Source organism: Achromobacter xylosoxidans (genome assembly GCF_002192695.1).
In the GTDB taxonomy this organism is placed as follows: domain Bacteria; phylum Pseudomonadota; class Gammaproteobacteria; order Burkholderiales; family Burkholderiaceae_B; genus Achromobacter; species Achromobacter xylosoxidans_C.
Map to the genome: position 1 here is coordinate 78,662 of NZ_MTLG01000104.1, position 23,433 is coordinate 102,094.

Genomic DNA, 23,433 nt, shown 5'->3' on the forward strand with positions numbered 1-23,433 from the left:
TTCAGACCTTGTTGATTTCGGCTTTGCCCAGCAGGCCCTGGGGACGGTAGAACAGCACCAGCAGCAGCACGATGAAGGACAGCGCGTCCTTGTACTGCGAGGAAATCAGGCCGCCGCCCAGCGCTTCGATCACGCCCAGCAGCACGCCGCCGAGCAAGGCGCCCTGCAGGCTGCCCAGGCCGCCCAGCATGGCCGCGCTGAAGCCCTTGAAGCCGAGCATGGTGCCGTGGTCATAGGAGGTGAAGGTCAGCGGCGCGATGATCACGCCCGCGATGCCGCCGGCCAGCGCCGCCAGCACGAAGGCCACCGTCACCGACCGCCGCACGTTGATGCCGACCAGGGCGGCCGCGTCGCGGTCGATGGCGGTCGCGCGCAGGGTCTTGCCCAGCAGGGTGCGCTCGAAGAAGAAGTGCGTCCCCAGCATGAAGGCCAGCGCCACCCCCATCACCCAGAAGCTCTGCGGCGGAATCTGCGCGCCGGCCAGCGGCACCGGCGCATCGCCCGAGAATGCGGGATAGCCCATCGGCGTCTTGCCCAGCCCCAGCATCACCAGGCTTTTGGTACAGATGGCCAGGCCGATGCTGAGCAGCGTCACCAGCAGGGGCGCGGGCTTTTTCAGCGGATGGATCACCAGGCGTTCGGACACGCCGCCCGCCAAGGCCACCAGGGCCACGGCCGCCAGGCAGGACAGCCATAGCGGCAGCTCGGCCACCGCGTAACAGGCCGCCGCCACCATGCCGCCCATCATGACCCATTCGCCCTGGGCGAAGTTGATGGCGTCGGTGCTCTTGAAGATGACGTTGAATCCCACCGCCACGATGGCGTAGATGCTGCCGGTGGTGATTCCGGCGACCAGCAGTTGGATGATTTGCGCGGACATGTCCATGGCAGGGCCCCCGGCGCCGGCTCAGTTGGGCCGGCGCGTGGTGAGCGCGATGCCCGGCAGTTCGACGCCGAAATCGGCCAGCCGCCGCGTCACCGTCTCCAGGTACGACCACAGGACCTCGTGCTCCCGGTCGGCCGACGCAGCGCCCAGGCCCGCTTCGGCCGTCAGCGCGTTGGCCCGGCTTTCGGGACCATCGGGTTCCGCCAGCCAGGGGCAGTGATAGCCGCGCAGTTCGACCTCGTTCAGATAGCCCGACACGGCCTGGGCCACGGCGGCGCGGTCGGCGTCGGACCAGGCGGCGGCGCGTTCGGCGACATAGAGCCAGCCGAAGGTGGCGTGGCGTTCCTTGGCCTGGACGCATTGTTCCAGGATGCGGCGCGCTACCGGTTCACGGGCGTTTTCCAGGTACGCGCGGAACAGCTCCAGCTCCAGGCCGTCTTCCACCGCGGCGTGCGTGGTGAAGAAGGCGTCGGCATTGCAGGCGGCATCCAGCACCTGGCGATGCCTGCATTGATTGAAGATGGCTTCCTGCTGGGGGCTGGGCGGGCGGTTCAGGTAGCCGCCCAGCAGGGTGGCGTAGCGGTGGAAGCACTCGATCTGCCAGGCTTCCTCGGTGTTGCGCACGGTGAGGAAGTACTTGGGGTCGGACTCGCGGCCGCTCTCCAGGCACAGGCGCACCAGCAGCGCCGGTGTTTCGCTCAGGCCCGCGTATTCCACCCAGGCGCGGCGGCTCCAGGTCAGGCGGGCGGCGTCGCGGACCTGCGCATCGAGCGCGCCGAGGTCCAGGCTGGCCCAGGGAATGTCCGTTTCCGGCGCCCAGCGCTGCTGCTTGCCGGTTTCGTACAGTTCGCGGATCGAGGTGATGGACTGCTTGAGCGTCAGCGGGAAGCGGCGCTCAACGGGAATTCTGGTCGTAGCTGCGTTCATGACGGGTTCCCTCGGGTTCAGAATTCGCCGATCTTCGGGTGGTGCAGCAGGGGTAGGCGCACGCCCCAGGGCTCCATCTGGCGGCGCACGCGCTGCACGGTTTCAACGAACAGGGGCTTTTCCAGTTCTTCGACCGTGGAGCCCAGGCCGGCTTCCCAGGTGAGCCGGTCCACTTCCATTTCGGCGCGCGAAGCCGGGTTGTCGGGCGCCAGCCATGCGCTGTGATAGCCGTTGAGCTCGACCTTTTCCATCATGTTGATCACGGCGTTTTCCACCACCTTGATTTCGGCGGCGGACATCTGCGGAATGCGGTGGTCGAGGAAGCGCCAGCCGAACGCGCAGTGCCGGACCTCGTCGCGCATGATGCGGGCGCAGATCTGCTTGGCGACGGGGTCGCGGGTGATCTCGACCAAGTGGCGGAAGACGTCGAACGCGATTTCCTCGGCGGCGCAGACCAGCGCCGCGAGGATCGCCTCGACCGACACCTCGGGGTCCAGCGCCATCTTGCGCACGCCGTGGGTGGCGACGGAGCCCTGGTAGGCGGCCTGGGCCGGCTGCTCCATGTAGCCGCCCAGCGCTTCGGCCATGCGGTAGCAGGCTTCGGCGTGGCGGCTTTCTTCCTGCGAACGGATGGTGAAGAACAGCCGCAGGTCGGGTTCGCACTTGTCGTGGCAGAAGCGGATCTGCAGGGCCGGGCTTTCCGAGATGGCGCCGTATTCGCTCCAGGCGCGGCGGCTCCAGTACTGGCGGGCCGCGTAGCGTTGCTCGGGCGTGTACTGCGAGGCGTCGAACAGATGCCAGTCGATGTCGGTGCGCGGGTCCCACTGCTTGACCGTTGCCAGGTGGTAGAGGTCGCGGATCTTGGGAATCCGGGTGTCCAGGTCCAGCGGAAAGATGCTTTCCGGATCGTCCAGGATCGTACGCGGCTCGGCGCTTGCTACGTTCATGACTGCACTCCCTGATTTGCTGCGCCCGCGGCGCGCGTGAGTGGAGGTTGCGGAGTAGGAGCTGCTTTACTTGTAGTCGGCCAGCCGGAACTGCCCGTCCCGGTAGCCGAGCATGACGATGTCATCCTTATCCAGGCCCGAGTGGCGCTGGGGCGAGAAATTGAAGACCCCGCCCACGCCCTGGTAGCCGGTGATGGCGGTCAGCTGTTCGCGGGTCTTTTCCTTGTCGCCGCCGCTCTTGTCCAGGGCGGCGCGCGCCAGCATCATGGCGTCGTAGGTTTGGGCCACGAACTGGTTGGGCTTGCGCTTGTAGCGGGCCTCGAAGCGCTTGCTGAGGTCCACGATGCGGGTCTTGATGGGATCGGCGTCGGGCAGGTCCTGGCCCACCGGGAATTTGACGCTGACCAGCAGCAGGTCCTTGACCGAGTCGCCCGCCAGCTTCATGTAGCGCTGGTCGACGAAGCCATAGCTGTGCACCAGCGTCAGCTTGTCCAGGCCCAGCTGCTGCGCCTGCTTGATGAACACCACGCCGGCCGGGGTGACGGTCCAGCAGATGATGGCCTGCACCGACGCGTTCTTGATGCGCGTGAGCTGCGGCGTCAGGTCGGTGTCGGCGGGGTTGAAGGATTCATACGTGATGTCGATGCCGCGCTTGGCGGCAAGCCGCTTCATCTGTTCGACGGCGCTCTGGCCGAAGCCGCTGTTGTCGGCCAGCAGGGCGGCGCGCTTGATGCCCTTCTTGTCGAAGTAATCCAGCACCCGGTCGATCACCTGGTCGTCGTCCACGGTGCTCTTGAATACATACTTGCGTTCCGCCACCGGCATCACGATCTGCATCGAGCCTTCGGTGGAAATGAAGGGCGTGGCGGCCTTGTCCACCATCGGCACCATGGCCATGGCGATGCCGCTCATGTTGCCGCCGCCGACGATGATGTCCACCTTGTCCTGGGACAGCAGCCGCTTGGTGGCGTTGATCGCCTTGGCGGTCTGGCTTTCGGCGTCGTAGAACACCCATTCGACCTTCTTGCCGCCGATGCCGCCGGCGGCGTTGATGTCGTCGATGGCCATTTCCATGCCGGCCTTCATGTCTTCGCCCAGAAAGGCGGCGGGACCGGTCACGGACAGGATGGATCCTATCCGCACCGCATCCTGCGCGCTGGCGGCGTGCATGCCCAGCATCAGCGCGGCGGCCGGCAGCGCAATGGCCGCGCGCCGCGAGAACTCCAGAAACGTCTTTATGCAAGTCATGGTGCTACTCCTGTGCCTGATGCGGGATTTAAGGGGTGCAGCAACTTCCACGAACAGCGAAAACGCAAGCGCGCTAGTTCTCCGCCGCGCCCGGGGGATTGCGGAACTCGAGCGAGTCAGACACCTGGTCCGTCTTGCCTGCGCCGTTCTGCAACGGCACGCGCACCGAGTACCGGACCTGATCCGCGCGATAGTGGGAAAAACCGGACATGACCGGCTGGTCCTGCTTGTCGAAATAAACCAGGTGCCGTGTCAGGATGGGATCTCCGGGCAGCAGGCTGAGGTAGTCGGCATGCTCGGCCTGCACCGCGCCGCCCTCGATCTTGAGATTGCCGTAGGCCAGTTCGACCTGGCGGCCGATCAACTCCAGCAGGGAGCCTGCCTCGACCTGGCTGGCGTCGATGCGGGGGATGCGGTCGACGCGCACATAGCGGTAGTCGATCGAAATCGGCACCAGCTGGACCGTGCGCAGGCGCAGGATGCTCCAGACCGGCGTGCCCGGCGCCACGTCCAGCTGGCGCGCCACCGCGGCGGTGGCGGGTTCCTGGGCACAGTGCAGCACGCGCAGGCTCAGCGGGCGGCCGTGGGCGGACCACTGGTCGATGAAGTCCATGGCGGGGCTGAACTGCTCGTCGATCTTGGGGGCGCAGACGAAGGTGCCGGACCCTCGGACCCGCCGCAGATAGCCTTCGTCCACCAGTTCCTGGATGGCCTGGCGCACCGTCATGCGGCTGACGTCGAATTGTTCGCTCAGTTCGTGGTCGGTATGAAAGCGGTCGCTTTCCTGCTGCCAGTTCAGGATCATCATCAGCACGCGCCGCTTGATCTGCACATAGAGCGGCAGAGGGGAGTCGCGGTCCAGCGCCACGGGGCTGCTGGAGGCGGGGGACTCGTTGCGGACGTTCGTAAGAGTGGACATGACAGCTGGATTCCGGAATATGTATATAGGATTTGTATATTTGTCTAGTTAACTAGACTTTATGATATATTGATTTCGAAAGTCAAGTACGGATTAGCGATATGAATATTTCTACGCTCGACCTTGCGCTGGCGCTTGCGCCCCACAGCCTGGATGCCGTTCTGTCCTTTGATCAGCCCGCCTCGCTGGACCGGGCTGACGTGCTCATATGGAATCCCGCCGGCCTGTACCCGGTGCTGGAGGCCGCCTGCGAACGCGCCGATCCGCCGGTGCTGGGCGTGGGCGCGTCGGAATGGCTGCTGGCCACCAGCCGCCACTGGCGCGAGCAATTCAAACGCCTGCTGGGCGCGGGCGGCACGCTGGTCGTCCTGGTTCCCGCGCCGCGCACGGTGGGCGTGCACACCCTGCAAGACATTCTTCCCTACGACTGGTCCGATCCGCTCTGGCCGCGGACGGTGCGCAGCCAGCCGATCGATGGCGATGCGCTGCCGCGCCAGGCGGGCGAGCCTTTCCGCACGCTCTTCACCGAAGCCGCGCGCTGTTTCCAACCCTGCGCGACGCTGGCCGCGGCGCCGGGCGCGGGCATACTCGAGGACGGCGTGGGCATGACCTTGGCGAGCTACGCCAGCGAGCCGCCGGGCCGCCTGCTGCTGCTCCCGGCGCTGGCGCCGGACCTGGCGCAGGACGAGGCGGGCGCGGCGCTGTTCCTGCGGGAGTTGCGCCGCTGCATCGAGCGCCTGGGCCAACGCAGCGGCGTGCGCCTGGCGGGGTGGCTGGACCTGCAGCGCGGTCCGGCAGACGAGCAATTGCACGCCCGCCGCGCGCAGTGCCTGCGCGAGCGCCATGCGCTGGATCTGGAGCTGCAGGAACTGGATCGCGCCATGGCCGAGCGGGACTTCTTCAAGCAGCTGCTTGCCGGCGAAGGTCTGGGAGCGGGGCTGGCGGCCGCGGAAGTCTTCCGCCGCAAGAGCGTGCCGGTTCATGCCGACTGGGTCGAGAAAGACCTGCACATCGTCGAACTCGACCAGCGCAACCTGCTGCTCAAGGTGCGTCTGGCGGACGAGCCGCTGGACGCCGCGGCGCTGCGCCGGCTGGACGAGGCCCGCTTGCGGGTGGCGGATTATTTTTCCCGGCCCACGTCCATCCTGGTCGCGGACTGCGCCGACAACGCCTTGCCGCCGTCCGCGCGCGCGCCGCGCCGGCATGCCGTGCTGGAAGGCCTGGACGATGCCTATGTGCTGAACGGACTGCACCTGTACGGCTGGCATCTGCAAACTTCCGGCGACAGTCCCGACCGCCTGCTGCAGCGCTTGATGCAGGCGGACGCGGACTTGAGCGATTCCCTGCTGCGCGCGACGCTGCGCGGCCTGTCCCCGCTAGCCGGCGCCTGAAGGGCGCGGTGAGCGTTTCGCTTCTGTGAGACTCCGATGCCCGCCGACACTCCCGACCATCACGCGCAGGATATCGAACGCAACAGCGCCAATTATCTGGCGCTTTCGCCGCTGACGTTCATCGAGCGCGCGGCGAAGGTCTATCCGGAACGCACCGCCATCGTTCACGGCGCGCTGCGCCAGAGCTGGCGCGAAACCTACGCGCGCTGCCGCCGGCTGGCCAGCGGGCTGGCGCGCCTGGGCGTGCGGCCTGGCGATACGGTGGCCGTGATGGCGCCCAACATCCCGGCCTTGTACGAGGCCCACTTCGGCGTCGCCATGGCGGGCGCGGTGCTCAATGCCCTGAATACCCGGCTGGACGCGGAAACGCTGTCCTTCATCCTGGAGCACGGCGCGGCGGTGGTGTTGTTGACGGACCGCGAGTACGCGCCCGTCATGGCGCAGGCGCTGGCCCAGACCCGCAGGCGGATCCGGGTGGTGGATATCGACGATCCCGAATACGGCGGGCCCGGCGAGCTGATCGGGGAAATGAACTACGAAGCGCTGCTGGCATCGGGCGATGCGGCGGCCGGGTTCCCCTGGCCGGCGGACGAATGGCAATCGCTGTGCCTGAACTACACCTCCGGCACCACCGGCCGCCCCAAGGGTGTGCTGTACCACCATCGCGGCGCCTATCTGAACGCGATGGGCAACGCCCTGGCCTGCGACATGCGCCAGCATGCCGTGTACCTCTGGACCTTGCCGATGTTCCACTGCAATGGCTGGAGCTTTCCCTGGGCCATCGCGCTGCTGGCGGGAACCAATGTCTGCCTGCGGCGGGTCGAGGCCGGCGCCATCTTCGACGCCATCCAGGCGCATGGGGTCGATTATTTCTGCGCCGCGCCGGTGGTGCTCGGCATGCTGATCAACAGTCCGCCAGCGATCAAGCGGCGTGCGGTCCGGCCGGTGCAGGTGCTCACTGGCGGTTCTCCGCCTCCGGCCGCCGTCATCGCGGCGATGGACGAACTGGGCATAGACGTCACGCATCTGTACGGCCTGACGGAGAGCTACGGTCCGTCGATCAGTTGCGCCTGGCACGAGGCCTGGAGCGATTTGCCGTTGGATGAACAGGCTGCGCTCAAGGCCCGCATCGGCGTGCGCAAGCACACGATGGAACAGGTCCGCGTGCTGGATCCCGCCACCCTGGAGCCCGTGCCCCCGGACGGCGCCACCGTGGGCGAAATCATGATGCGCGGCAACACGCTCATGAAGGGCTACCTGAAGAATCCGCAAGCCACGGCCGAGGCCTTCGCCGGCGGCTGGTTTCACACCGGCGATCTGGGCGTGGTGCATCCCGACGGCTACATGCAGATCAAGGATCGCGCCAAGGACATCGTCATTTCCGGCGGCGAGAACATCTCGACGGTCGAGGTCGAGGATGCCTTGTACGCGCATCCCGCCGTGCTGGAAGCGGCGGTGGTGGCGCGGCCGGATGCCAAGTGGGGCGAGACGCCTTGCGCCTTCGTCACGCTGAAGGACGGCTGCGCCGCGACCGCGGAGGAACTGGCCAGCTTCTGCCGGGGCCGCCTGGCGGGCTTCAAGGTGCCGCGCACCTTTGTGTTCGGCCCCTTGCCCAAGACCGCCACGGGCAAGATCCAGAAGTACCTGCTGCGTGTACAGGCGCGGCAGCTGTGAGTCCGCCGCCGCCGGCGCGGCCCTAGGCGCGCGGCAGCAGATCCAGCGCCTGCGCGTCGAAGCGCCGCAGGTTCGGGAACACCAGCCCCAGATCGTCGCGGCTGGCGCCGAACCAGCCGCCCAGGGACGCGCCGAGCTGGTCCACGGCCAGGGTCGGCAAGAGGCGGCCGTTGTCGACGAAGCCGGGGCCGTCCAGGGCGATTTCGGGATGGCTGCCGTAGTAGCGGCCGCCCTTGACGGCGCCGCCCAGCACGAAGTGATGCGAGCCCCAGCCATGGTCGGAGCCATTGCCGTTGGAGCCCAGGGTGCGGCCGAATTCGGATGCCGTGAACGTGGTCACCTGGTCCGCCACGCCGATCGCCGACAGCGCCTGCTGGAACGTGGCCAGGGCCTGGCCCAGTTCCTTGAGCAGGGCGGGGTGGGTGTCGTTCAATCCGGCGTGGTTGTCATAGCCGTTCTGGGATACGAAGAAGACCTGGCGGCGCGCGCCCAGCGCCTGGCGCGCCGCGATGATGCGGGCGACGATCTTCAACTGCTGCGCCAGGGGTGACGAGAAATCACCTGGAACCGCCACGTCCGCGAGGGCTGCGCGCAGGCGCGCATCGGCGTCGATGGACTGCGCGGCGATGCGCGACATCTCGCGCTCCATCAGGTGCTCGCGCGGTTGCGTGATCAACTGGCGCAGCAAGGCCGTGCAGGCGCTGGAGCCATACATGTCGCGGGTCAACAGGTCCATCTGCGTGGAACCATGGATGCCCACGCGGTAGCCGGCGATCTTGCGTCCGGCCAGCAGCACGCTGCTGCCGCCTGCGGTGATGCCCGTGAAGGTGCGTTGCGCGTTGGCATCCGCGTACAGGTCCGTCAGCCTTCCGGCCCAGCCCGATGCCGCGCCTTCCGGCGCCAGTGCCTGCCAGTACGACTGCTGGTCGTTATGCGAGAACAGCTTGGGCGGCAGGGGCACGCGCGCGCCGATGTATTCCTGCTTGGACGTGGGCACCACCAGGGGGCCTATGTTCAGCAGCACCGCCATGTCGCCGCTTTCGTACAAGGGCTTGAGCGGCGCCAGCGACGGCGCCAGCGCGAACTGGGCGCCGCCGGCAGCGGGTTCCTTGCCGCGCAGCGCCGTGGCCTGCAGCGCGTTGCGCGGCAGGGCGATATCGGTGCGCGCCTGGGCATAGGCCTTGTAGGCGGCCATGTCGTAAGGCACCAGCGAGTTGTAGGGGTCGTTGCCGCCGTACAGGAACACGCAGACCAGCGCCTTGTAGGAGGAGGCCGGCGCCGATTGTGCCGCGGCCGCGCCCAGGGCCGCCAGGTTCAGCGCCAGCGGCGCGGCGGCCCCGGTGGCGCCGAGCGCGCAGGCGCGCAGCAGGAATTCGCGGCGGCTGGTTTGCGCGGCGTGGCGGGAAGTCTTCATTTCTGCACCAGGTATTCGGGGCTGGCGGCCACCAGCATGATGGCGGCGCGCACGCGGTCGCGCGGCCGGCCCGCCGGTATCGTGGCCACGGCGCGCGCGATGCTGCCGGCGGTCTCGGCGGAATAGGCATCGCCCGCCAGCAGCAGCGCCACCCGCGCCACCAGCGCGGACGGATCCTGCGCCAGCGCGATCTCGGCGGTGTAGGGCGTCTGCAGATCCTCCCAACCCCGGTCCACATAGATGGCCAGGAAATTCAGGTAGCCGGCGATGCTGGTCTCGTCGGTGATCTGCAGTTCCGGCGCCACCAGGTGCTGGCGCGCCAGCTCGGTCACCGGCGGCACATAGCGCGGGCGGAAGAAGTTGAAGACGCTGGCCGAGCGCATCGGGCTCTGGGCCAGCCGGATCGTGTTGTCGGTGGTGTCGGGCATGGCCCAGGCGCCGTTGTTGGAGGTGGCGCCGAAGGCCCGCGCCCAGGCCGCGAAGCGCACGATGGGCTCGCGCACCTTGCCCCAGCCGGGCGCGGCCAGGTCGGGCTGGCGCGCCTCGGGGTCGAGCAGGACGGCGCGCACCACGGCCTTCAGGTTGCCGCGCGCGCCGCTGCCGTCGTCATTGAAGGCCGCGGACACGCGCGCGACATAGGCGTGACTGGGATTGCTGGTGACTAGGCGCTGGATCAGCTGGGTGCCGATGAAGGGCCCCACGTTGGGATGAGCGCAGATCACTTCCATGGCGCGCTTGAGCGACAGGTGGCCGTCGGTGCCCGCCGGCACCACCGCGCCCAGAAAGCGCTTCTCGGCCAGCGAGTGCAGCGCGTTGTTCAAGGCCATGGGACGGCGGTGGAACTCCACGTCGGTTTCCGGACCATTGATGTCCCAGCCGGTGAAGACCTTGGCCAGCCCTTGCACGTCCGCATTGGTGTAGGTTTCCACGGGCGCGCCCTGGACCATCCTGACGGCGCCGTCCGGCTCCAGTTCCAGCAGGCCGATGCTGAACAGCTGCATGACCTCGCGGGCGTAGTTCTCGTCGGGATGGCGGCCGGTCTTGGGGTCTTCCTTGCGGTTGCCGCGGTAGGTCAGCATGCAGCCCATGGACAGGTTGCGGGTCACGGCCGTCAGCAGCTGCTGGTAGTTGCCCAGGGCATGTTCGGCCAGCAGGTCCATGAAGCCCGCGGCGCCGAACAGCGGCCAGGACGCGGTGATGGACGACACGCCCACCACGAAGATCTCCGACAGCGCGAACGCCACCCGGGTGCGCACCTGGTCCGGGGCGGAGATGAACTTGCGCCACAGCGTGGACTCCAGTGGCGCGTTGATGCCGTTGCCCTTGAATTCCTCGGTGTTCTTGCGCTGCTGCAGCAGCCAGTCGAAATGGGTCTGCGACGGCGGCATGGCCAGTTGCGCATCCAGCCAGGGCGCGTAGCCCTCGCGCACCACGGCCTCGATCTCGGCGGGCGTGGGGCCGAACGTGGCCTGCGCCAGGAAACGCGAGGCCTGGCCCGGGGTCGGTCTTGCGGGGGACATATCGGCGGACTGCGGCGCAGCCGCTGACGGCGTAGCGGACATGCGCGGCACCTCGTCGAATGCGAAAACCTACGGTACTGAAGCCCCGGGCGGGCTTCAATACCGTCATTCGGACGAGAGGCTAGTACAAAAGAATGAGATTCAGACCGAGCGCGTGATGCCGCCGTCGATGCGGATGTTCTGGCCGGTGATGTAGGAAGACGCGTCGGACGCCAGGAAGGCGATCAGGTCCGCGACTTCTTCCGCGGTGCCGTAGCGGCCCATCGGAATGCGCGTGCGGCGGTCTTCCTTTTCGGGCAGGCTGTCGATGAAGCCCGGCAGCACGTTGTTCATCCGCACATTGTGTGCGGCGTATTCGTCCGCGAACACCTTGGTGAAGGCGGCCAGCCCGGCGCGGAACACGCCCGAGGTCGGGAACAGCGCTTCGGGTTCGAAGGTGGCGTAGGTCGAGATATTGACGATGGCGCCGGACTTCTGCTGTTTCATCACCGGCGCGACCAGGCGCGCGATGCGCACCACGTTCAGCAGGTAGTACTCCATGCCCAGGTGCCAGTCCTCGTCGCTGATCTCCAGCAGCGGGCCCTTGGGGCCGTGGCCGGCGCTGTTGACCACGGCATCGATCCTGCCCCATTTCTGCTGGGTGGCGTCCACCAGCCGCGCCAGGTCCTCGGGCGAGCGGTTGGATCCCGTGATGCCCAGGCCGCCCAGTTCCTGCGCCAGGGCCTCGCCCTTGCCGGAGGAAGACAGGATAGCCACGCGCCAGCCGTCGGCCGCCAGTTTGCGCGCCGCCGCCGCGCCCATGCCGCTGCCGCCGGCGGTGACGATCGCCACTTTTTCCGTGCTCATGCTCACTCCTGGTCTTGAATTATTTGGGAGCGGCCATTGTAGAAGCGGGAGCGACCCGCCACACCACATTGCCGACGTCGTCGGCCGTCAACAGGTTGCCCTGGCGGTCTATCGCCACCCCTACCGGCCGGCCCTGGGCTTCGCCGCTTTCGTTCAGGAAGCCCGTCAGCACGTCGCGCGCCGGCCCGTCGGGCCTGCCGTCGCGAAACGGCACGAAGATGACCTTGTAGCCGCTGCGTGGATCGCGGTTCCAGGAACCGTGCTGGCCCACGAACATGCCGTCCGTGTAGGGCGCGGGCAGGCGCGATCCGCCCGACCAGGCCAGTCCCAGCGAGGCGGTGTGCGGACCCAGCGCGTAGTCGGGCACGATGGCTTGCGCCACCAGGTCGGGGCGCGGTGGCTGGACCCGGGTGTCGACGTGCTGGCCGAAATAGCTGTAGGGCCAGCCGTAGAAGCCGCCGTCCCGCACCGAGGTCATGTAGTCGGGCACCAGGTCGCTGCCCAGTTCGTCGCGTTCGTTGACGGCCGTCCACAGCGTCTTGCCGTCGGGCGCCCAGGCCATGCCCACGGGGTTGCGCAGGCCGCTGGCGTACAGGCGCTTGTTGCCGCTGGCCACGTCGATTTCCAAGATGGCGGCGCGGCCTTCTTCGATGTCCATGCCGTTCTCGCCGACATTGCTGTTGGAGCCCACGGACGCGTACAGCTTGCGGCCGTCGGGGCTGGCCAGCAGGTTCTTGGTCCAGTGATGGTTCAGGCCCGCGGGCAGGTCGGTGACCTTCACGCCGGGGGCGCTGATCCGCTCTTGCCCGGCTTGGTAGGGAAAGCGCAGCACGGCGTCGGCATTGGCGACGTAGAGCTGATCGCCGATCAAGGCCATGCCGAAGGGCGAGTTCAGGCCGTCGAGCAGGACGCTGCGGGTCTCGGCGACGCCGTCATGGTCGGCATCGCGCAGCAGGGTGATGCGGTTGGCGCTCGGGGCCCTGGCGCCGGCGCGTTTCATTACCAGGCCAGCGACCCAGGACTTGAAGCCGCCGGAAGCTGATTCGGGCTTGGGCGGCGCGTTGGTCTCGGCCACCAGCACGTCGCCGTTGGGCAGCACATACAGCCAGCGCGGATGGTCCAGGCCGCCCGCGAATTGCGTCACCGCCAGGCCGCTGGCGGCCACAGGATGCGCGCCCGTCGGCCAGCCCACGGCCTTGGCCGTTTTCACGGTGGGAATCGTGGTCGGATTGGGGGCGGGCAGCTGGGGCGCCGGGCCCATGCCGGCTTCGACCGGCAAGGTGGCCATTTCGCCGCAGGCATTGAGAGTGGCGGCGGCCATCGCGGCCGCCAGCAGGAGGCGTGGGTTGGGCATGGCGCATGCTCCGGGGGCGGTGAGGTCCATCATACGCTTGGACCTGCGCGGGTCCGGGGCGATCAGCGCATCTCGAACGCTTCCTGGTGCCAGCGCACGGGCTTGGCGCCCAGCTTGCGCAGGCCGCGCCTGAGCGCGTCAGAAAGGCCGGCGGGTCCGCAGAACCAGACGTCGGCCACGCGGCCCGCGGCCACCTCGCCCTGCGCCAGCGCGGCAGCCGTCAGTGTGTCGCCGTCGCGCGCGCTGTGGATGGCGAGCGTCACGCCGTTCAGCGCGGCGCAGCGTTCCTTGAGCAGCGACACGAAGGGATCCGTCGAGGCATCGCGCACGCAATAGTGCAACCACACGCGCGGCGTGGGCGCTTGTCCTTCCTGCAGGGCTTCCAGCCATGCGAGGAAAGGGGTGACGCCTATGCCGCCCGCCACCCAGGCCTGCGACGTTGCGGCAGCGTCCGGCGCCAGCTGAAAGCGTCCATAGGGGCCTTCGACGGCTACCGGCTGGCCGATGCGCAGCGTGCGCGCCAGGCTGCGGGTGTAGTCGCCCAGCGCCTTGATCTGGAACGTGACGCGAGGTTCGCCCGACACGGGCGCGCTGGCGATGGTGTAGGGATGGGCGCCTTCCTTGCGGTCGAAAGTGACGAAGGCGAATTGCCCCGCCTGATGCTGCCGCCAATTGCCGTCGAGTGCGCAGCCGACCTCCAGAATGCCGCCAGGCTGGTGCGTCAGGGACACGATCCTGCCTTGCGCGCGGCGGCCGCTGCCCACGCGTCCCAGCAGCGCCACCAGCGCGGCATAGGATCCCGCAGCCAGCAGCGGAATCAGCAGCAGGCCGACGGGGCCGCTCCAGTAGCGCGCGGGAGCCAGCGCCGCCGTGTGGAACACCAGCGCCAGGAACAGCACAGGCATTGCGCGGTGCAGGAAACGCCAGCCCCGGTAGGGAAAGCGCCGCCACAAGGTGATGGCGAGCATCGCCAGCAGCAGGTAGATCGACCATTCTCCCAGGTCCTTGGCCAGGCCGCGCGAGCTTTCGAACAGCGCCAGCACGACATCACGGGCCGGGCGGCTGCCCGCGTCCGCCAGGCTCTTCAAGGGGCCGCTGGCCAGCTTCAGCAGCCAGTGCGCGGCGCCGGCCGATACGGCGAGGATGCCGGCCCATTTATGCAGCCGGTAGATCTTGTCCATGCCGCCTAGCGGCCGTTCCAGCCACGCGGGCCGCAGCGCCAGCAGCATGATCGATGCCATCAAGCCGATGGACCAGACGCCGGTGAGGTAGAGGCCCTGCTGGCGCGCCACCCAATACCAGGCGCCGGTGGCCGGCGGCTGCAGGATGAACGCGTCCAGGCCCCAGGCCAGGGTGAGGGCTAGCAAAAAGCCGCCTATGGCGGCGCCGGTTCCTATCGGTTTCATGATGGCATCCGTGTAGGGGCGCCCGGCCCGCCGGATGCGGGCGGAGCGTGGAAAGGCGCGCGGGCGCCGGTGCTTCAGTCCTTGATGCGGCTGCGCAGGACGGCGCCGCTCTGGGCGTCGACCCGCAGCTTGACGCGCTGGCCCTGCGCGTCGTCGGCCTTGACGTCGTAGCGGCCGTGCTCGAGCTCGATCTCGGTGATGTTGCGATAGCCTGCGGCGGTCAGCGTGTCGTAGATCTGGCGCACGGTCAGCGTCGCGTTGGCGGGGGCCGTGGCGGCAGGCTGGGCCGGTGCCGGGGCCGTCTGGGCGTGCACGGCGGCGGCGCCGGCGAGGGTTGCGGCGCCAAGCGCCAGGGCGGCCAGGGTGTTGCGGATTGCGGTCATGGAATGGCTCCTAGGTTGTTGCGGGTTGCCGGAATGGCGACCATGACCGCATTATTCGGGTGTGCGGATGAACCAATTCTGAAGCCGCCGTTCACGTGCCGTTCATTTTTCCGGCGCTATAACTGGGCGGACAATCGCCGCTTATGGCGGACCCCGAATGCGAAAGAAACCATGACCCGAGGAACCCGTACCCGAACCTGGCTGTCCTGCGGCGCGCTGATGCTGGCGCTGGCCGCGGGCCCCAACGCGGGCCTGGCCGATGAAAGCGACCACGAACAAGCGCGCCAGGCCTTGCAGGCCGGCAAGGTGCTGCCCCTGCGTTCGGTGCTGGACATCGTCGAACGCGACTATCCTGGGCAGGTGGTCAAGGTCGAGTTCGAAGAGGACGACGGCGAGTTCATCTACGAGATCCGGCTGCTGCAAAGCGGCGGCCGGCTGGTCAAGCTGAAGATCGACGCGCGCGACGGCAAGGTGCTGGGCGTGAAGGGGCGCGACATCCAATTCCGGGACAAGCACTGATGCGCATACTCGTGGTTGAAGACGAGCCGACCCTGGCCACGCAGTTGGCCGATGCCTTGCGCCAAGCGGGCTATACCGTCGACACCGCCGCGGACGGCGGAACGGCCCAGTACATGGGCGCGGTCGAGACCTACGACGTGGTGGTGCTGGACCTGGGCCTGCCGGTCATGGACGGCCTCACCGTGCTCAAGCAGTGGCGCGCGGGCGGCCAGGGCATGCCGGTGCTGATCCTCACGGCGCGCGACAACTGGCACGAGAAGGTCGCCGGCATCGATGCCGGCGCCGACGATTACCTGACCAAGCCCTTCCACATGGAAGAGCTGCTGGCGCGGGTGCGGGCGCTCTTGCGCCGTTCCAGCAGCCACGCCAGCGCGCAATGGCGCTGCGGGCCGCTGATGCTGGACACGCGGCTGGCCAAGGTCACGGTGGACGGCCAGGCGCTGTCCCTCACCAGCCATGAATTCAAGGTGCTGGCGGTGCTGATGCAGCGCGCGGGCGAAGTGATTTCGCGCAGCGAGCTGACTGAGCACGTCTACGCCCAGGACCACGACCGTGATTCCAACACCATCGATGTGTTCATCGCGCGGCTGCGCAAGAAACTGCCGCCCGACACCATCGAGACCGTGCGCGGCCTGGGCTACCGCCTGGCCTGCGCCGCATGATGCCGCAACGCGCGCGTGCGCCGGGCTCGCTGCGCTGGCGCCTGCTGGCTGGCACGCTGGCCTGGATCCTGGTCACGGTGGTGCTGGCCGGCTGGGGCCTGGGCAGCCTGTTCCGCCAGCACGTCACCGAGCAGTTGCGCGCCGAACTGACCCTGCACCTGAACCAGCTGACGGCCGCGGTGAACACCGCTCCGGATGGCCGCCTGGTGGTTTCCCCGCCCTTGAGCGACCCGCGGCTGGAGCAACCTCTGTCCGGCCTGTACTGGCAGATCGACCGGCTCGACGAGCAGGGCCGTTCCGTGGCCGTGGGCGCGGCGCGCTCGCGTTCGCTGTGGGACCAGGTGCTGGCGCTTCCGGCCGCGGACAGCGCCGATGGCGTTTATGAAATCGCGGGGCCGGAAAAGCACCGCCTGACGGCCCTGACGCGCACGCTGGAACCGGCCGAGACCGAGGCATCGCCGTTGCGCCTGATCGTGGCCGCCGACAGCCAGGTGCTGGCCGAGCCTATCGAACGCTTCAACCACATGCTGCTCATTTCGCTGGGCGCGCTGGCGGCAGGCCTGACGCTGGCGGCCGTGGTCCAGGTCCTGGTCGGGTTGCGGCCGCTGGCCAGGCTCAGGCGGCAGCTCGCGCGCCAGCACGGGGGCGCCAGCGTGCGCATCGAGGGCAGTTTTCCCAGCGAAATCCAGCCGCTGGTCGATGATTTCAATCGCGTGCTGGACGTCAATGCCGACATGGTGCAGCGCGCGCGCACGCAGGCCGGCAATCTGGCGCATGCGGTGAAGACGCCGTTGACGATCCTGGGCAATGCCGCGGCGCGCGAGGACGGGCCGCTGGCGGCGCTGGTGCAGGAGCAGGTCGGCATGGCGCGCCGCCAGATCGACTATCACCTGGCGCGCGCCCGCGCCGCCGCCGCATCCGGCGCGGCCGACAGCCGCACGCCGCTGCGCAAGCCCATCGAGGGTTTGCTGCGCGTCATGCAGCGCCTGTACGCGCAGCGTGGGCTGCAGCTGGAAATGCCGGCGTTCGCCGACGGCCTGGTGTTTCGCGGCGAGGAACAGGATCTGCAGGAGATGGTCGGCAACCTGCTGGACAACGCCTGCAAATGGGCCGAACGCCAGGTGCAGGTCAGCGCAAGCGCCGCCGGCCCGGGCCAGTTGCTGATCCAGATCGACGATGACGGCCCCGGCATCGCCGACGATGAGCGCGAACGCATCTTCCTGCGCGGCGTGCGCATGGATGAACAGCGTCCCGGATCGGGCCTGGGCCTGGATATCGTGCGCGACCTGGCCGGTACCTACGGCGGCCAGGCGCGCGCCGAGCGTTCGCCGCTGGGCGGCCTGAGGGTGTCGTTGTGGCTGCCGGCCGCCTGAGGCCGGCGCTCGGGCTTACTTCACCAGCGTGACCGGCGCTTCGGCCAGTTGCAGCACCTGATTGGCCACCGAGCCGATCAGGATGTTGGTCAGCGAGCCGTTGCCGCGCGTGCCCATGACGATGCGGGCGCAGCCGTGGTCCTGGGCGTAGCCGGCGATTTCCGTGGCCGCGTGGCCAAACGCCACGTGGCTGGTGTAGTCGGCGCCGGTCACGTCCAGCAGCTTGCGCGCCTCGTCCGTGGCCTCCTGGCCTTCGCGCAGGTAGAACTCGTCGATCATGTCCTGCGTGATCAGGCGCGACAGGCCCGCGCGGCCTTGCACGGGCGTCTGGATGTTGAGCAGATGGATGCGCGCGGCGCCGGCGCCTTGGGCGAGCTGGCGGGCGTACAGGACGGCGCGGTTGGCGTTTTCAGAGCCGTCGACAGGGACCAGGATGTTCAGCATGGATGCTCCTTGACGGTTACTTGACCAGGGTGACGGGCAACTCCGTCAGATGCAGGACGCGGGTCGCGACCGAACCCAGGAACCAGGACGACACCGAGCCCAGCCCGCGCGAGCCCATGTAGATTTCGTCGGCGCCGGATTCGTCCGCCACGCGCACGATGGTCTCGGCGGCGGCGCCGATTTCGATGTGGGTCTGGAAGGGCACGCCGGCCTGGGTCAGCAGTTCGCTGGCGGCTTGCAGCGCGTTGCGGCCTTCTTCCTCGTGATAGGCGTCGATCTCGGCTTGCGGCAGGCCGCGGCCGATCTTGCCGGCTTTCAGGGGGATCTGGACCGTCAGGAGCTCCACGCGTTCGACCGGGTCGTAGCTGCGGGCGTCGAGCAGGGCTTGGACCGCATGGACGGCGGGCTGGGAGCCGTCCACGGGGATCAGGATGCGTTTCATGAGCGTCTCCTTGTGCGCGCCGCGGGCGGCGTTGTAGTCCACTTTATCCGAATTATTCGCCGAATCGGACAGGCGCGTCATGCGCGGGATCAAACCGGGCGCAATCAGCGCCAGCGCGGCTCCAGCGCGTGCGCGGCGGGGGCCTGCCCGAGCAGGCGGGCGGCCAGCGCGCCCAGGGCCTCGGCCGAGCCGCTGGTCTCCAGGCGCAACCCGCCCGGGCCATCGGCGCGCAGCAGGCCGCGTTCCTGCAACTGGTGGCGCAGACGGCGCGCGACTGGCGCGCCTGTTTCCAGCAACGGCACGTCGGCGCCGGCGGCCGCCTGGATCGCGTCGCGCAGGAAGGGAAAGTGGGTGCAGCCCAGCACCAGCACGTCGGCGCCCGCCTCGCGCAATTCCGCCACGGGCGCGCGCACCGCGGCTTCGGCCTCGGGGCCGCTGAGCACGCCTTGTTCCACCAACCGTACCCACTCGGGGCAGGGCCTGAACAGGATGTGGACTTCGGGCGCCTCGCGCCGGACCAGCGCCGCGAATTTGGGGCTGGCCAGGGTGCCTGTGGTGGCGAATACGCCGACCACGCCGCTCGTGGTCAGGTGCGCGGCGGGCTTGATGGCCGGTTCCACGCCGATGATGATCAGTTGCGGATGGCGCAGGCGTAGCTGGGCGATGGCGGCCGCGGTGGCGGTATTGCAGGCCACCACCATGGCCTTGGCCTGGCGCGACACGAAGTAATCGGCAATCGTGCTGGCGCGCTGCTCGACGTAGTCCTGCGTTTTTTCGCCATAGGGCACGTGGGCGGAGTCGGCCACGTACAGCAGGGGTTCGTGGGGCAGGGCGTCGCGGATGGCGCGCAGCACGCTCAGGCCGCCGACGCCGGAGTCGTAGATGCCTATGGGTGAATCTGGGAACATGGCTGCAATGCGGAGTGCGGGTGCCGGGCAGTGTAGCGCCGCGCGCTCAGGCCGGCGATTCCTCGCGCTGCCGCCGCGCCTCGCCGATCAGCTTGCGGGCTGCGCCGGAGAGCGCTTCGTCGCGCCAAATCAGGTTCAGCGGCGCGCGCAGTTCCGCGGGCTGGGCCAGGTTGACGTAGACCACGCCTTCGATGTTCACGCGGCGCAGGGACGCGGGCACCAGCGACACGCCCAGACCGGCGGCCACCAGGCTCAGGGTGGACAGCATGCGCGGCGCTTCCTGGGCCACGCGCGGGCTGAAGCCGGCGGCGCCGCAGGCCGCGATGATGGCGTCGTACAGGCCTGGCCCGCTGTGGCGGCGGTAGAGGATGAGTGATTCGTCGGCCAGCTCGGATAGCGCGATGCGCTTGCGCGGCCGGCCCTTGACGGTGGGGTGGTCGGCGGGAAACGCGGCCAGCATGGGCTCTTCCAGCACGGTTTCCACTGCCACGCCCGGGCCCAGGCCATAGGGGCCGCGGATGAACGCCACGTCCACGCGGCCCGCGGCCACGGCCTCCATGAGTTCGCCGGTGCTGCTTTCCTCCAGCACCAGCCGCACATTGGGCGCGGCTTCGCGGAAGCGGCGGATGACGGACGGCACGAAGGGGTGGAAGGCCGCCGACCCGGTGAAGCCCACGGTCAGGCGCCCGGCCTCGCCTTGCGACACGCGCCGCACGCCTTCCACGGCCTGGTCCACCAGGGCCACGATATTGCGCGCGTCGTCCAGCAGTGCGCGGCCGCTTTCGGTCAGCTCCATGCCGCGCGGCAGGCGGTGGAACAGCGTCACGCCCAGTTCCTGCTCCAGCACGCGGATCTGCTGGCTCAGCGGCGGCTGGCGTATGCCCAGCCGCGCCGCGGCCTTGGTCAGGTGGGATTCCTCGGCCACGGCCAGGAAGTAGCGCAACAGCCTCAAGTCTACGGATGCCATATTCAACCGATATGAATATATAGATAGTCATATATTAGACATTATCCGAGGCGAAGAGTAGGCTGCAATCTCGTTGTCCTTCCCTGGTTCCACCCCGCGCCCTTTCCCCGGCGCCGGCATGAAAATGATGAATGCAGCACCTTTGACGTCCGAGGCCGAACTGCGGCCCGCGCCCACTTGCGGGCAACTGTTCTACGGCTTCCTCATGCTCGGCCTGACGGCCTTCGGCGGCGCCTTGCCCCTGGCGCGCCGCATGGTCGTCGAAAAGCACCGCTGGCTCAGCGGCGCCGAGTTCACCGACCTGCTGGGCCTGTGCCAGTTCCTGCCCGGCGGCAACATCATCAACCTGTCGGTGGCCCTGGGCATGAAGTTCCGCGGCCCGCGCGGCGCGTTCGCGGCGCTGATGGGGCTGATCCTGGCGCCGTCGGCCATCGTGGTGTTGCTGGGCATGGTGTACGACCGCTTCCAGAACGATCCGCATATTCAGCACCTGTTCGCCGGGCTGGCCGCCGCCGCCGCGGGCCTGTTGATTTCCATGGCGGTGAAGATCGGGCTGCCGGTGGTCAAGCGCCGAGACTGGCTGGCCGGCGTGGTGGCCACGGCCTGCTTCATCGCCATCGCCGTGCTGCGCATTCCGCTCCTGCCCACCATGGCGGTGCTGACGCCGCTGAGCATCCTGATGGTCTGGAGGCAACGTCGATGATCCATACATTGATCGCCCTGGCCCTGATCTTTTCCGAGTTGTCCGTGTTGGCGTTCGGCGGGGGCAACACCATCCTGCCCGAGATGCAGCGCCAGGTGGTGGAAGTGCACGGCTGGATGAGCGCGGCGGATTTCTCCGCGTTGTTCGCCCTGGGCCAGGCCGCTCCGGGCCCCAACCTGATGGTGGTCACGCTGGTCGGCTGGCATGTGGCGGGCGGCCTGGGCATGCTGGTCACCACCATCGCCAAGTTCGGTCCTTCGTCCATCATCACCGTGATCGCGCTGGGCCTGTGGGAACGCTTCAAGGACCGCCCCTGGCGCGGGGTGATCCAGGCGGGCATCTTCCCGATGACGGTTGGCTTGGTGGCGGCCAGCGCGGCGCTCATCACCGAAGCCTCGGTGCATACCTGGCTGCTGGGCGCCATTACCGCTGTGGTGGCGCTGCTGGGCAGCCTCACCCGCATCCATCCGTTGTGGCTGCTGTTCGGCGGCGCGCTGGCCGGTTTGCTCGGCATCGGTTAGCGTTAGGGCTGCTCATACCAAAAGGAGCAGCCGCATGCCGCCACTCAAGGATTTCGAGCCCGAGGACGATTCCGCTGCCGGCGCAGCCTTGCCGTTCTTCCATGCGCATCGCCGCCTGGTCGGCTGCGCCGCGCTGTTGCTGGTCATGGCGGGCGCGCTGTACGCCTTGGGCGTGCCGTGGGTGCTGGCGCTGTTGCTGGGGTTCGACGCGGGGGCGCTGGTGTTCCTGCTGATGACGGCGCGGGTGTTCGGCCGCACCAGCGCGGCGGCCATGCGGCAGCATGCGCAGCAGCAGGACGTGGGGCGCACCGGCGTGCTGTGGAGCAGCGTGGCGCTGTCCTGCATGGTGATGATGGCCTTGTGGGTGGAGCTGCAGGGGGAGAGCGGCGTGGGCAGCGTGCTGGCCATGCTGGCCGCCGCCGCGACCATCATCCTGTCGTGGCTCTACATGAACATGATCTTCGCCCTGCATTACGCGCATGGCTATTACGGCCACCGCAACGCCATGCACAAGGGGCTGGACTTCCCGGGCACGGAAGACCCGGATTACTGGGACTTCGCCTATTTCGCGCTGGTGCTGGGCATGACGTTCCAGGTGTCGGACGTGCAGATTGTGAACCGGCGCCTGCGCCGCACGGCGCTGACGCACAGCGTCATCGCCTTTTTCTTCAACGTCTTCATCATCGCCATCAGCGTGAACGTGGCGGCGGGGCGGGCCTAGGGACACTCCCCCGGCGCCATGGCCGGGGGCGGACCGCGAGTTAGGCCGAGCCGCGAGTTAGGCCGGGCCGCGAGTTAGGCCGGGCCGCGAGTCAGGCCGGGCCGCGAGTCAGGCCGCGCCCAGGCGCCACAAGGACGTGACTTCCTTCGAACGGGCCGCATGCAGCGGGTCGCTCGCGTCCTGCGCGCGGCCGTGCGTGGGGCGCGTGTCGATGCGCTCGATGACCTGCAGGCCAGCCTGGCTGATCATTTCCAGCAGCGCTTCGCGGCTGCGCAGGCCCAGGTGTTCGGCCAGGTCCGACAGGATCAGCCAGCCTTCGCCGTTGGGCGTCAGATGTGCCGCCAGGCCATTGAGGAAACCGCGCAGCATGCGGCTGTCGGGATCGTAGACCGCATGCTCGACGGGCGAGCTGGGGCGGGCGGGCAGCCACGGCGGGTTGCAGACGATCAACGACACCCGGCCTTCGGGGAACAGGTCCGTTTCTTCGACGTCGACCTGCTTGGACAGGCCCAGCCGCTCCAGGTTTTCGCGGGCGCAGGCCAGGGCGCGGGGATCCGTGTCGGTGGCGATGACGCGCTTGCCGCCGCGGCGCGCGATCACGGCGGCCAGCACGCCGGTGCCGGTGCCGATGTCGAAGGCCACGCTGCCGCGCGGCATCGGGGTGCGCGCCACCAGATCGACGTACTCGCCGCGCAGCGGCGAGAACACGCCGTAGTGCGGATGGATGCGGGCGTTCAGCGCAGGAATTTCCACGCCCTTCTTGCGCCATTCGAAGGCGCCGATCAGGCCCAGCAGTTCGCGCAGCGATGCCACATAGGGTTCCGCGGCGGGGCCATGGGCTTCCTCGCAGGCGAGCCGGGCGTCGGGCGCGCGGCGCAGCGGAATGCCGTGGCCGGCGTCGAACGGAATCAGCAGCATGCCCAGGATGCGGGCGCGCTGGGACTGGATCTGGCGGTGCTGGTTGAAGGCGTCCAGCAGGCTGTCCACGGGTTTACGGGGACGCTTGTCGACCCGCCGCGTGATGGCCTGCAGCAGTTGCCGCGCGTTCTGGAAGTCGCCGCGCCACAGCAGGCCGACGCCTTCGCAGGCTTGGCGGTAGGCCATGTCGGCGGTCATGGTGTCGTCCGCCACCACCACGCGCTTGGGCGGCGCGGCGCCGGATTCGGAGCGCCAGCGGGCGGCGTGCGGGGTCTGGTTTTCTTCCCAGCGGATTTCAGGGACGGTCAACGTGTCGCTCCAGCAAGGCGGGGCGCGCGGG

General features: G+C 68.4%; 24 protein-coding genes. 8 read left to right on the plus strand and 16 right to left on the minus strand.

Annotation, left to right across the window (positions count from 1 at the left end; all coding sequences use genetic code 11):
• Window position 1: 1 nt before the first annotated feature.
• From BRO63_RS24945 to BRO63_RS24965, 5 genes are all read right to left on the minus strand, one after another.
• The gene (locus BRO63_RS24945; RefSeq protein WP_256943403.1) at window positions 2–880 is read right to left on the minus strand and encodes a branched-chain amino acid ABC transporter permease; all 879 of its coding nucleotides are present in this window, start codon (window positions 878–880) and stop codon (window positions 2–4) included.
• Window positions 881–907: 27 nt separating this feature from the next.
• Window positions 908–1,813: a hypothetical protein gene (locus BRO63_RS24950; protein WP_088142366.1), complete on the minus strand. Its 906-nt coding sequence runs from the start codon at window positions 1,811–1,813 to the stop codon at window positions 908–910.
• A gap of 17 nt (window positions 1,814–1,830) precedes the next feature.
• Window positions 1,831–2,760, minus strand: a complete 930-nt coding sequence (locus BRO63_RS24955) for a ferritin-like domain-containing protein (RefSeq protein WP_088142367.1) — start codon at window positions 2,758–2,760, stop codon at window positions 1,831–1,833.
• Between the two features lie 66 nt (window positions 2,761–2,826).
• On the minus strand, window positions 2,827–4,008 hold the full coding sequence (locus BRO63_RS24960; RefSeq protein WP_088142368.1) for an ABC transporter substrate-binding protein: 1,182 nt from the start codon (window positions 4,006–4,008) through the stop codon (window positions 2,827–2,829).
• A gap of 73 nt (window positions 4,009–4,081) precedes the next feature.
• On the minus strand, window positions 4,082–4,927 hold the full coding sequence (locus BRO63_RS24965; RefSeq protein WP_088142369.1) for a GntR family transcriptional regulator: 846 nt from the start codon (window positions 4,925–4,927) through the stop codon (window positions 4,082–4,084).
• 101 nt (window positions 4,928–5,028) lie between these two features.
• Here BRO63_RS24965 and BRO63_RS24970 point away from each other — a divergent pair, with 101 nt between their 5' ends.
• Both BRO63_RS24970 and BRO63_RS24975 read left to right on the plus strand, forming a co-directional pair.
• Window positions 5,029–6,318, plus strand: a complete 1,290-nt coding sequence (locus tag BRO63_RS24970) for a hypothetical protein (protein ID WP_088142370.1) — start codon at window positions 5,029–5,031, stop codon at window positions 6,316–6,318.
• Between the two features lie 36 nt (window positions 6,319–6,354).
• The gene (locus BRO63_RS24975; protein ID WP_088142371.1) at window positions 6,355–7,992 is read left to right on the plus strand and encodes an acyl-CoA synthetase; all 1,638 of its coding nucleotides are present in this window, start codon (window positions 6,355–6,357) and stop codon (window positions 7,990–7,992) included.
• Between the two features lie 22 nt (window positions 7,993–8,014).
• On the opposite strand, the gene BRO63_RS24980 is transcribed toward BRO63_RS24975, so the two are convergent.
• The 6 genes from BRO63_RS24980 to BRO63_RS25005 form a co-directional block, all read right to left on the minus strand.
• A complete protein-coding gene (locus tag BRO63_RS24980) occupies window positions 8,015–9,406 on the minus strand; it encodes a DUF1501 domain-containing protein (protein WP_088142372.1) in 1,392 nt (463 codons plus the stop codon).
• Window positions 9,403–10,968, minus strand: a complete 1,566-nt coding sequence (locus tag BRO63_RS24985) for a DUF1800 domain-containing protein (protein WP_088142373.1) — start codon at window positions 10,966–10,968, stop codon at window positions 9,403–9,405. Before BRO63_RS24985 ends, BRO63_RS24980 begins: the two co-directional genes overlap by 4 nt.
• A 99-nt stretch (window positions 10,969–11,067) precedes the next feature.
• Window positions 11,068–11,772: an SDR family oxidoreductase gene (locus BRO63_RS24990; RefSeq protein WP_088142374.1), complete on the minus strand. Its 705-nt coding sequence runs from the start codon at window positions 11,770–11,772 to the stop codon at window positions 11,068–11,070.
• A 19-nt stretch (window positions 11,773–11,791) separates the two neighbouring features.
• On the minus strand, window positions 11,792–13,126 hold the full coding sequence (locus BRO63_RS24995; protein WP_088142375.1) for a PQQ-dependent sugar dehydrogenase: 1,335 nt from the start codon (window positions 13,124–13,126) through the stop codon (window positions 11,792–11,794).
• Window positions 13,127–13,188: 62 nt separating this feature from the next.
• Entirely contained in the window at window positions 13,189–14,532 is a 1,344-nt protein-coding gene (locus BRO63_RS25000) for a ferredoxin reductase family protein (protein ID WP_088142376.1), read from the minus strand.
• A 74-nt stretch (window positions 14,533–14,606) separates the two neighbouring features.
• A complete protein-coding gene (locus BRO63_RS25005; protein WP_088142377.1) occupies window positions 14,607–14,915 on the minus strand; it encodes a PepSY domain-containing protein in 309 nt (102 codons plus the stop codon).
• A gap of 219 nt (window positions 14,916–15,134) precedes the next feature.
• Between BRO63_RS25005 and BRO63_RS25010 the strand changes: the two genes are divergently transcribed.
• The 3 genes from BRO63_RS25010 to BRO63_RS25020 are packed head-to-tail and all read left to right on the plus strand — an operon-like array spanning window position 15,135 to window position 17,469.
• Window positions 15,135–15,434 carry a PepSY domain-containing protein gene (locus BRO63_RS25010; RefSeq protein ID WP_223283490.1) on the plus strand — a complete coding sequence of 100 codons (300 nt, stop codon included), beginning with the start codon at window positions 15,135–15,137 and terminating at the stop codon, window positions 15,432–15,434.
• Complete coding sequence (locus BRO63_RS25015) at window positions 15,434–16,096, plus strand: response regulator transcription factor (RefSeq protein ID WP_088142379.1); 663 nt, start codon at window positions 15,434–15,436, stop codon at window positions 16,094–16,096. Before BRO63_RS25010 ends, BRO63_RS25015 begins: the two co-directional genes overlap by 1 nt.
• Window positions 16,093–17,469: a sensor histidine kinase gene (locus tag BRO63_RS25020; RefSeq protein WP_088142380.1), complete on the plus strand. Its 1,377-nt coding sequence runs from the start codon at window positions 16,093–16,095 to the stop codon at window positions 17,467–17,469. The genes BRO63_RS25015 and BRO63_RS25020 overlap by 4 nt, the downstream gene beginning before the upstream one ends.
• A gap of 15 nt (window positions 17,470–17,484) precedes the next feature.
• Here the strand turns inward: BRO63_RS25020 and BRO63_RS25025 are convergent, their stop codons facing one another.
• The 4 genes from BRO63_RS25025 to BRO63_RS25040 form a co-directional block, all read right to left on the minus strand.
• On the minus strand, window positions 17,485–17,913 hold the full coding sequence (locus BRO63_RS25025) for a universal stress protein (RefSeq protein ID WP_088142381.1): 429 nt from the start codon (window positions 17,911–17,913) through the stop codon (window positions 17,485–17,487).
• A gap of 16 nt (window positions 17,914–17,929) precedes the next feature.
• Window positions 17,930–18,355, minus strand: a complete 426-nt coding sequence (locus tag BRO63_RS25030) for a universal stress protein (protein WP_088142410.1) — start codon at window positions 18,353–18,355, stop codon at window positions 17,930–17,932.
• A gap of 104 nt (window positions 18,356–18,459) precedes the next feature.
• On the minus strand, window positions 18,460–19,263 hold the full coding sequence (gene murI, locus BRO63_RS25035) for a glutamate racemase (protein WP_088142382.1): 804 nt from the start codon (window positions 19,261–19,263) through the stop codon (window positions 18,460–18,462).
• 46 nt (window positions 19,264–19,309) lie between these two features.
• Window positions 19,310–20,230: a LysR substrate-binding domain-containing protein gene (locus BRO63_RS25040; RefSeq protein ID WP_088142383.1), complete on the minus strand. Its 921-nt coding sequence runs from the start codon at window positions 20,228–20,230 to the stop codon at window positions 19,310–19,312.
• Between the two features lie 127 nt (window positions 20,231–20,357).
• Here BRO63_RS25040 and BRO63_RS25045 point away from each other — a divergent pair, with 127 nt between their 5' ends.
• From BRO63_RS25045 to BRO63_RS25055, 3 genes are read left to right on the plus strand one after another with little or no spacing between them, the layout of a single operon-like run.
• Window positions 20,358–20,933: a chromate transporter gene (locus BRO63_RS25045; RefSeq protein WP_373557796.1), complete on the plus strand. Its 576-nt coding sequence runs from the start codon at window positions 20,358–20,360 to the stop codon at window positions 20,931–20,933.
• Window positions 20,930–21,454 (plus strand): chromate transporter, encoded by a 525-nt coding sequence (locus BRO63_RS25050; RefSeq protein WP_088142385.1) that lies wholly within the window; start codon window positions 20,930–20,932, stop codon window positions 21,452–21,454. The genes BRO63_RS25045 and BRO63_RS25050 overlap by 4 nt, the downstream gene beginning before the upstream one ends.
• Window positions 21,455–21,488: 34 nt before the next feature.
• Window positions 21,489–22,175 (plus strand): DUF1345 domain-containing protein, encoded by a 687-nt coding sequence (locus BRO63_RS25055; protein ID WP_088142386.1) that lies wholly within the window; start codon window positions 21,489–21,491, stop codon window positions 22,173–22,175.
• Between the two features lie 108 nt (window positions 22,176–22,283).
• Here BRO63_RS25055 and BRO63_RS25060 read toward each other — a convergent pair whose 3' ends face one another.
• Window positions 22,284–23,402 (minus strand): methyltransferase, encoded by a 1,119-nt coding sequence (locus BRO63_RS25060; RefSeq protein ID WP_088142387.1) that lies wholly within the window; start codon window positions 23,400–23,402, stop codon window positions 22,284–22,286.
• Between the last annotated feature and the right edge of the window lie 31 nt (window positions 23,403–23,433).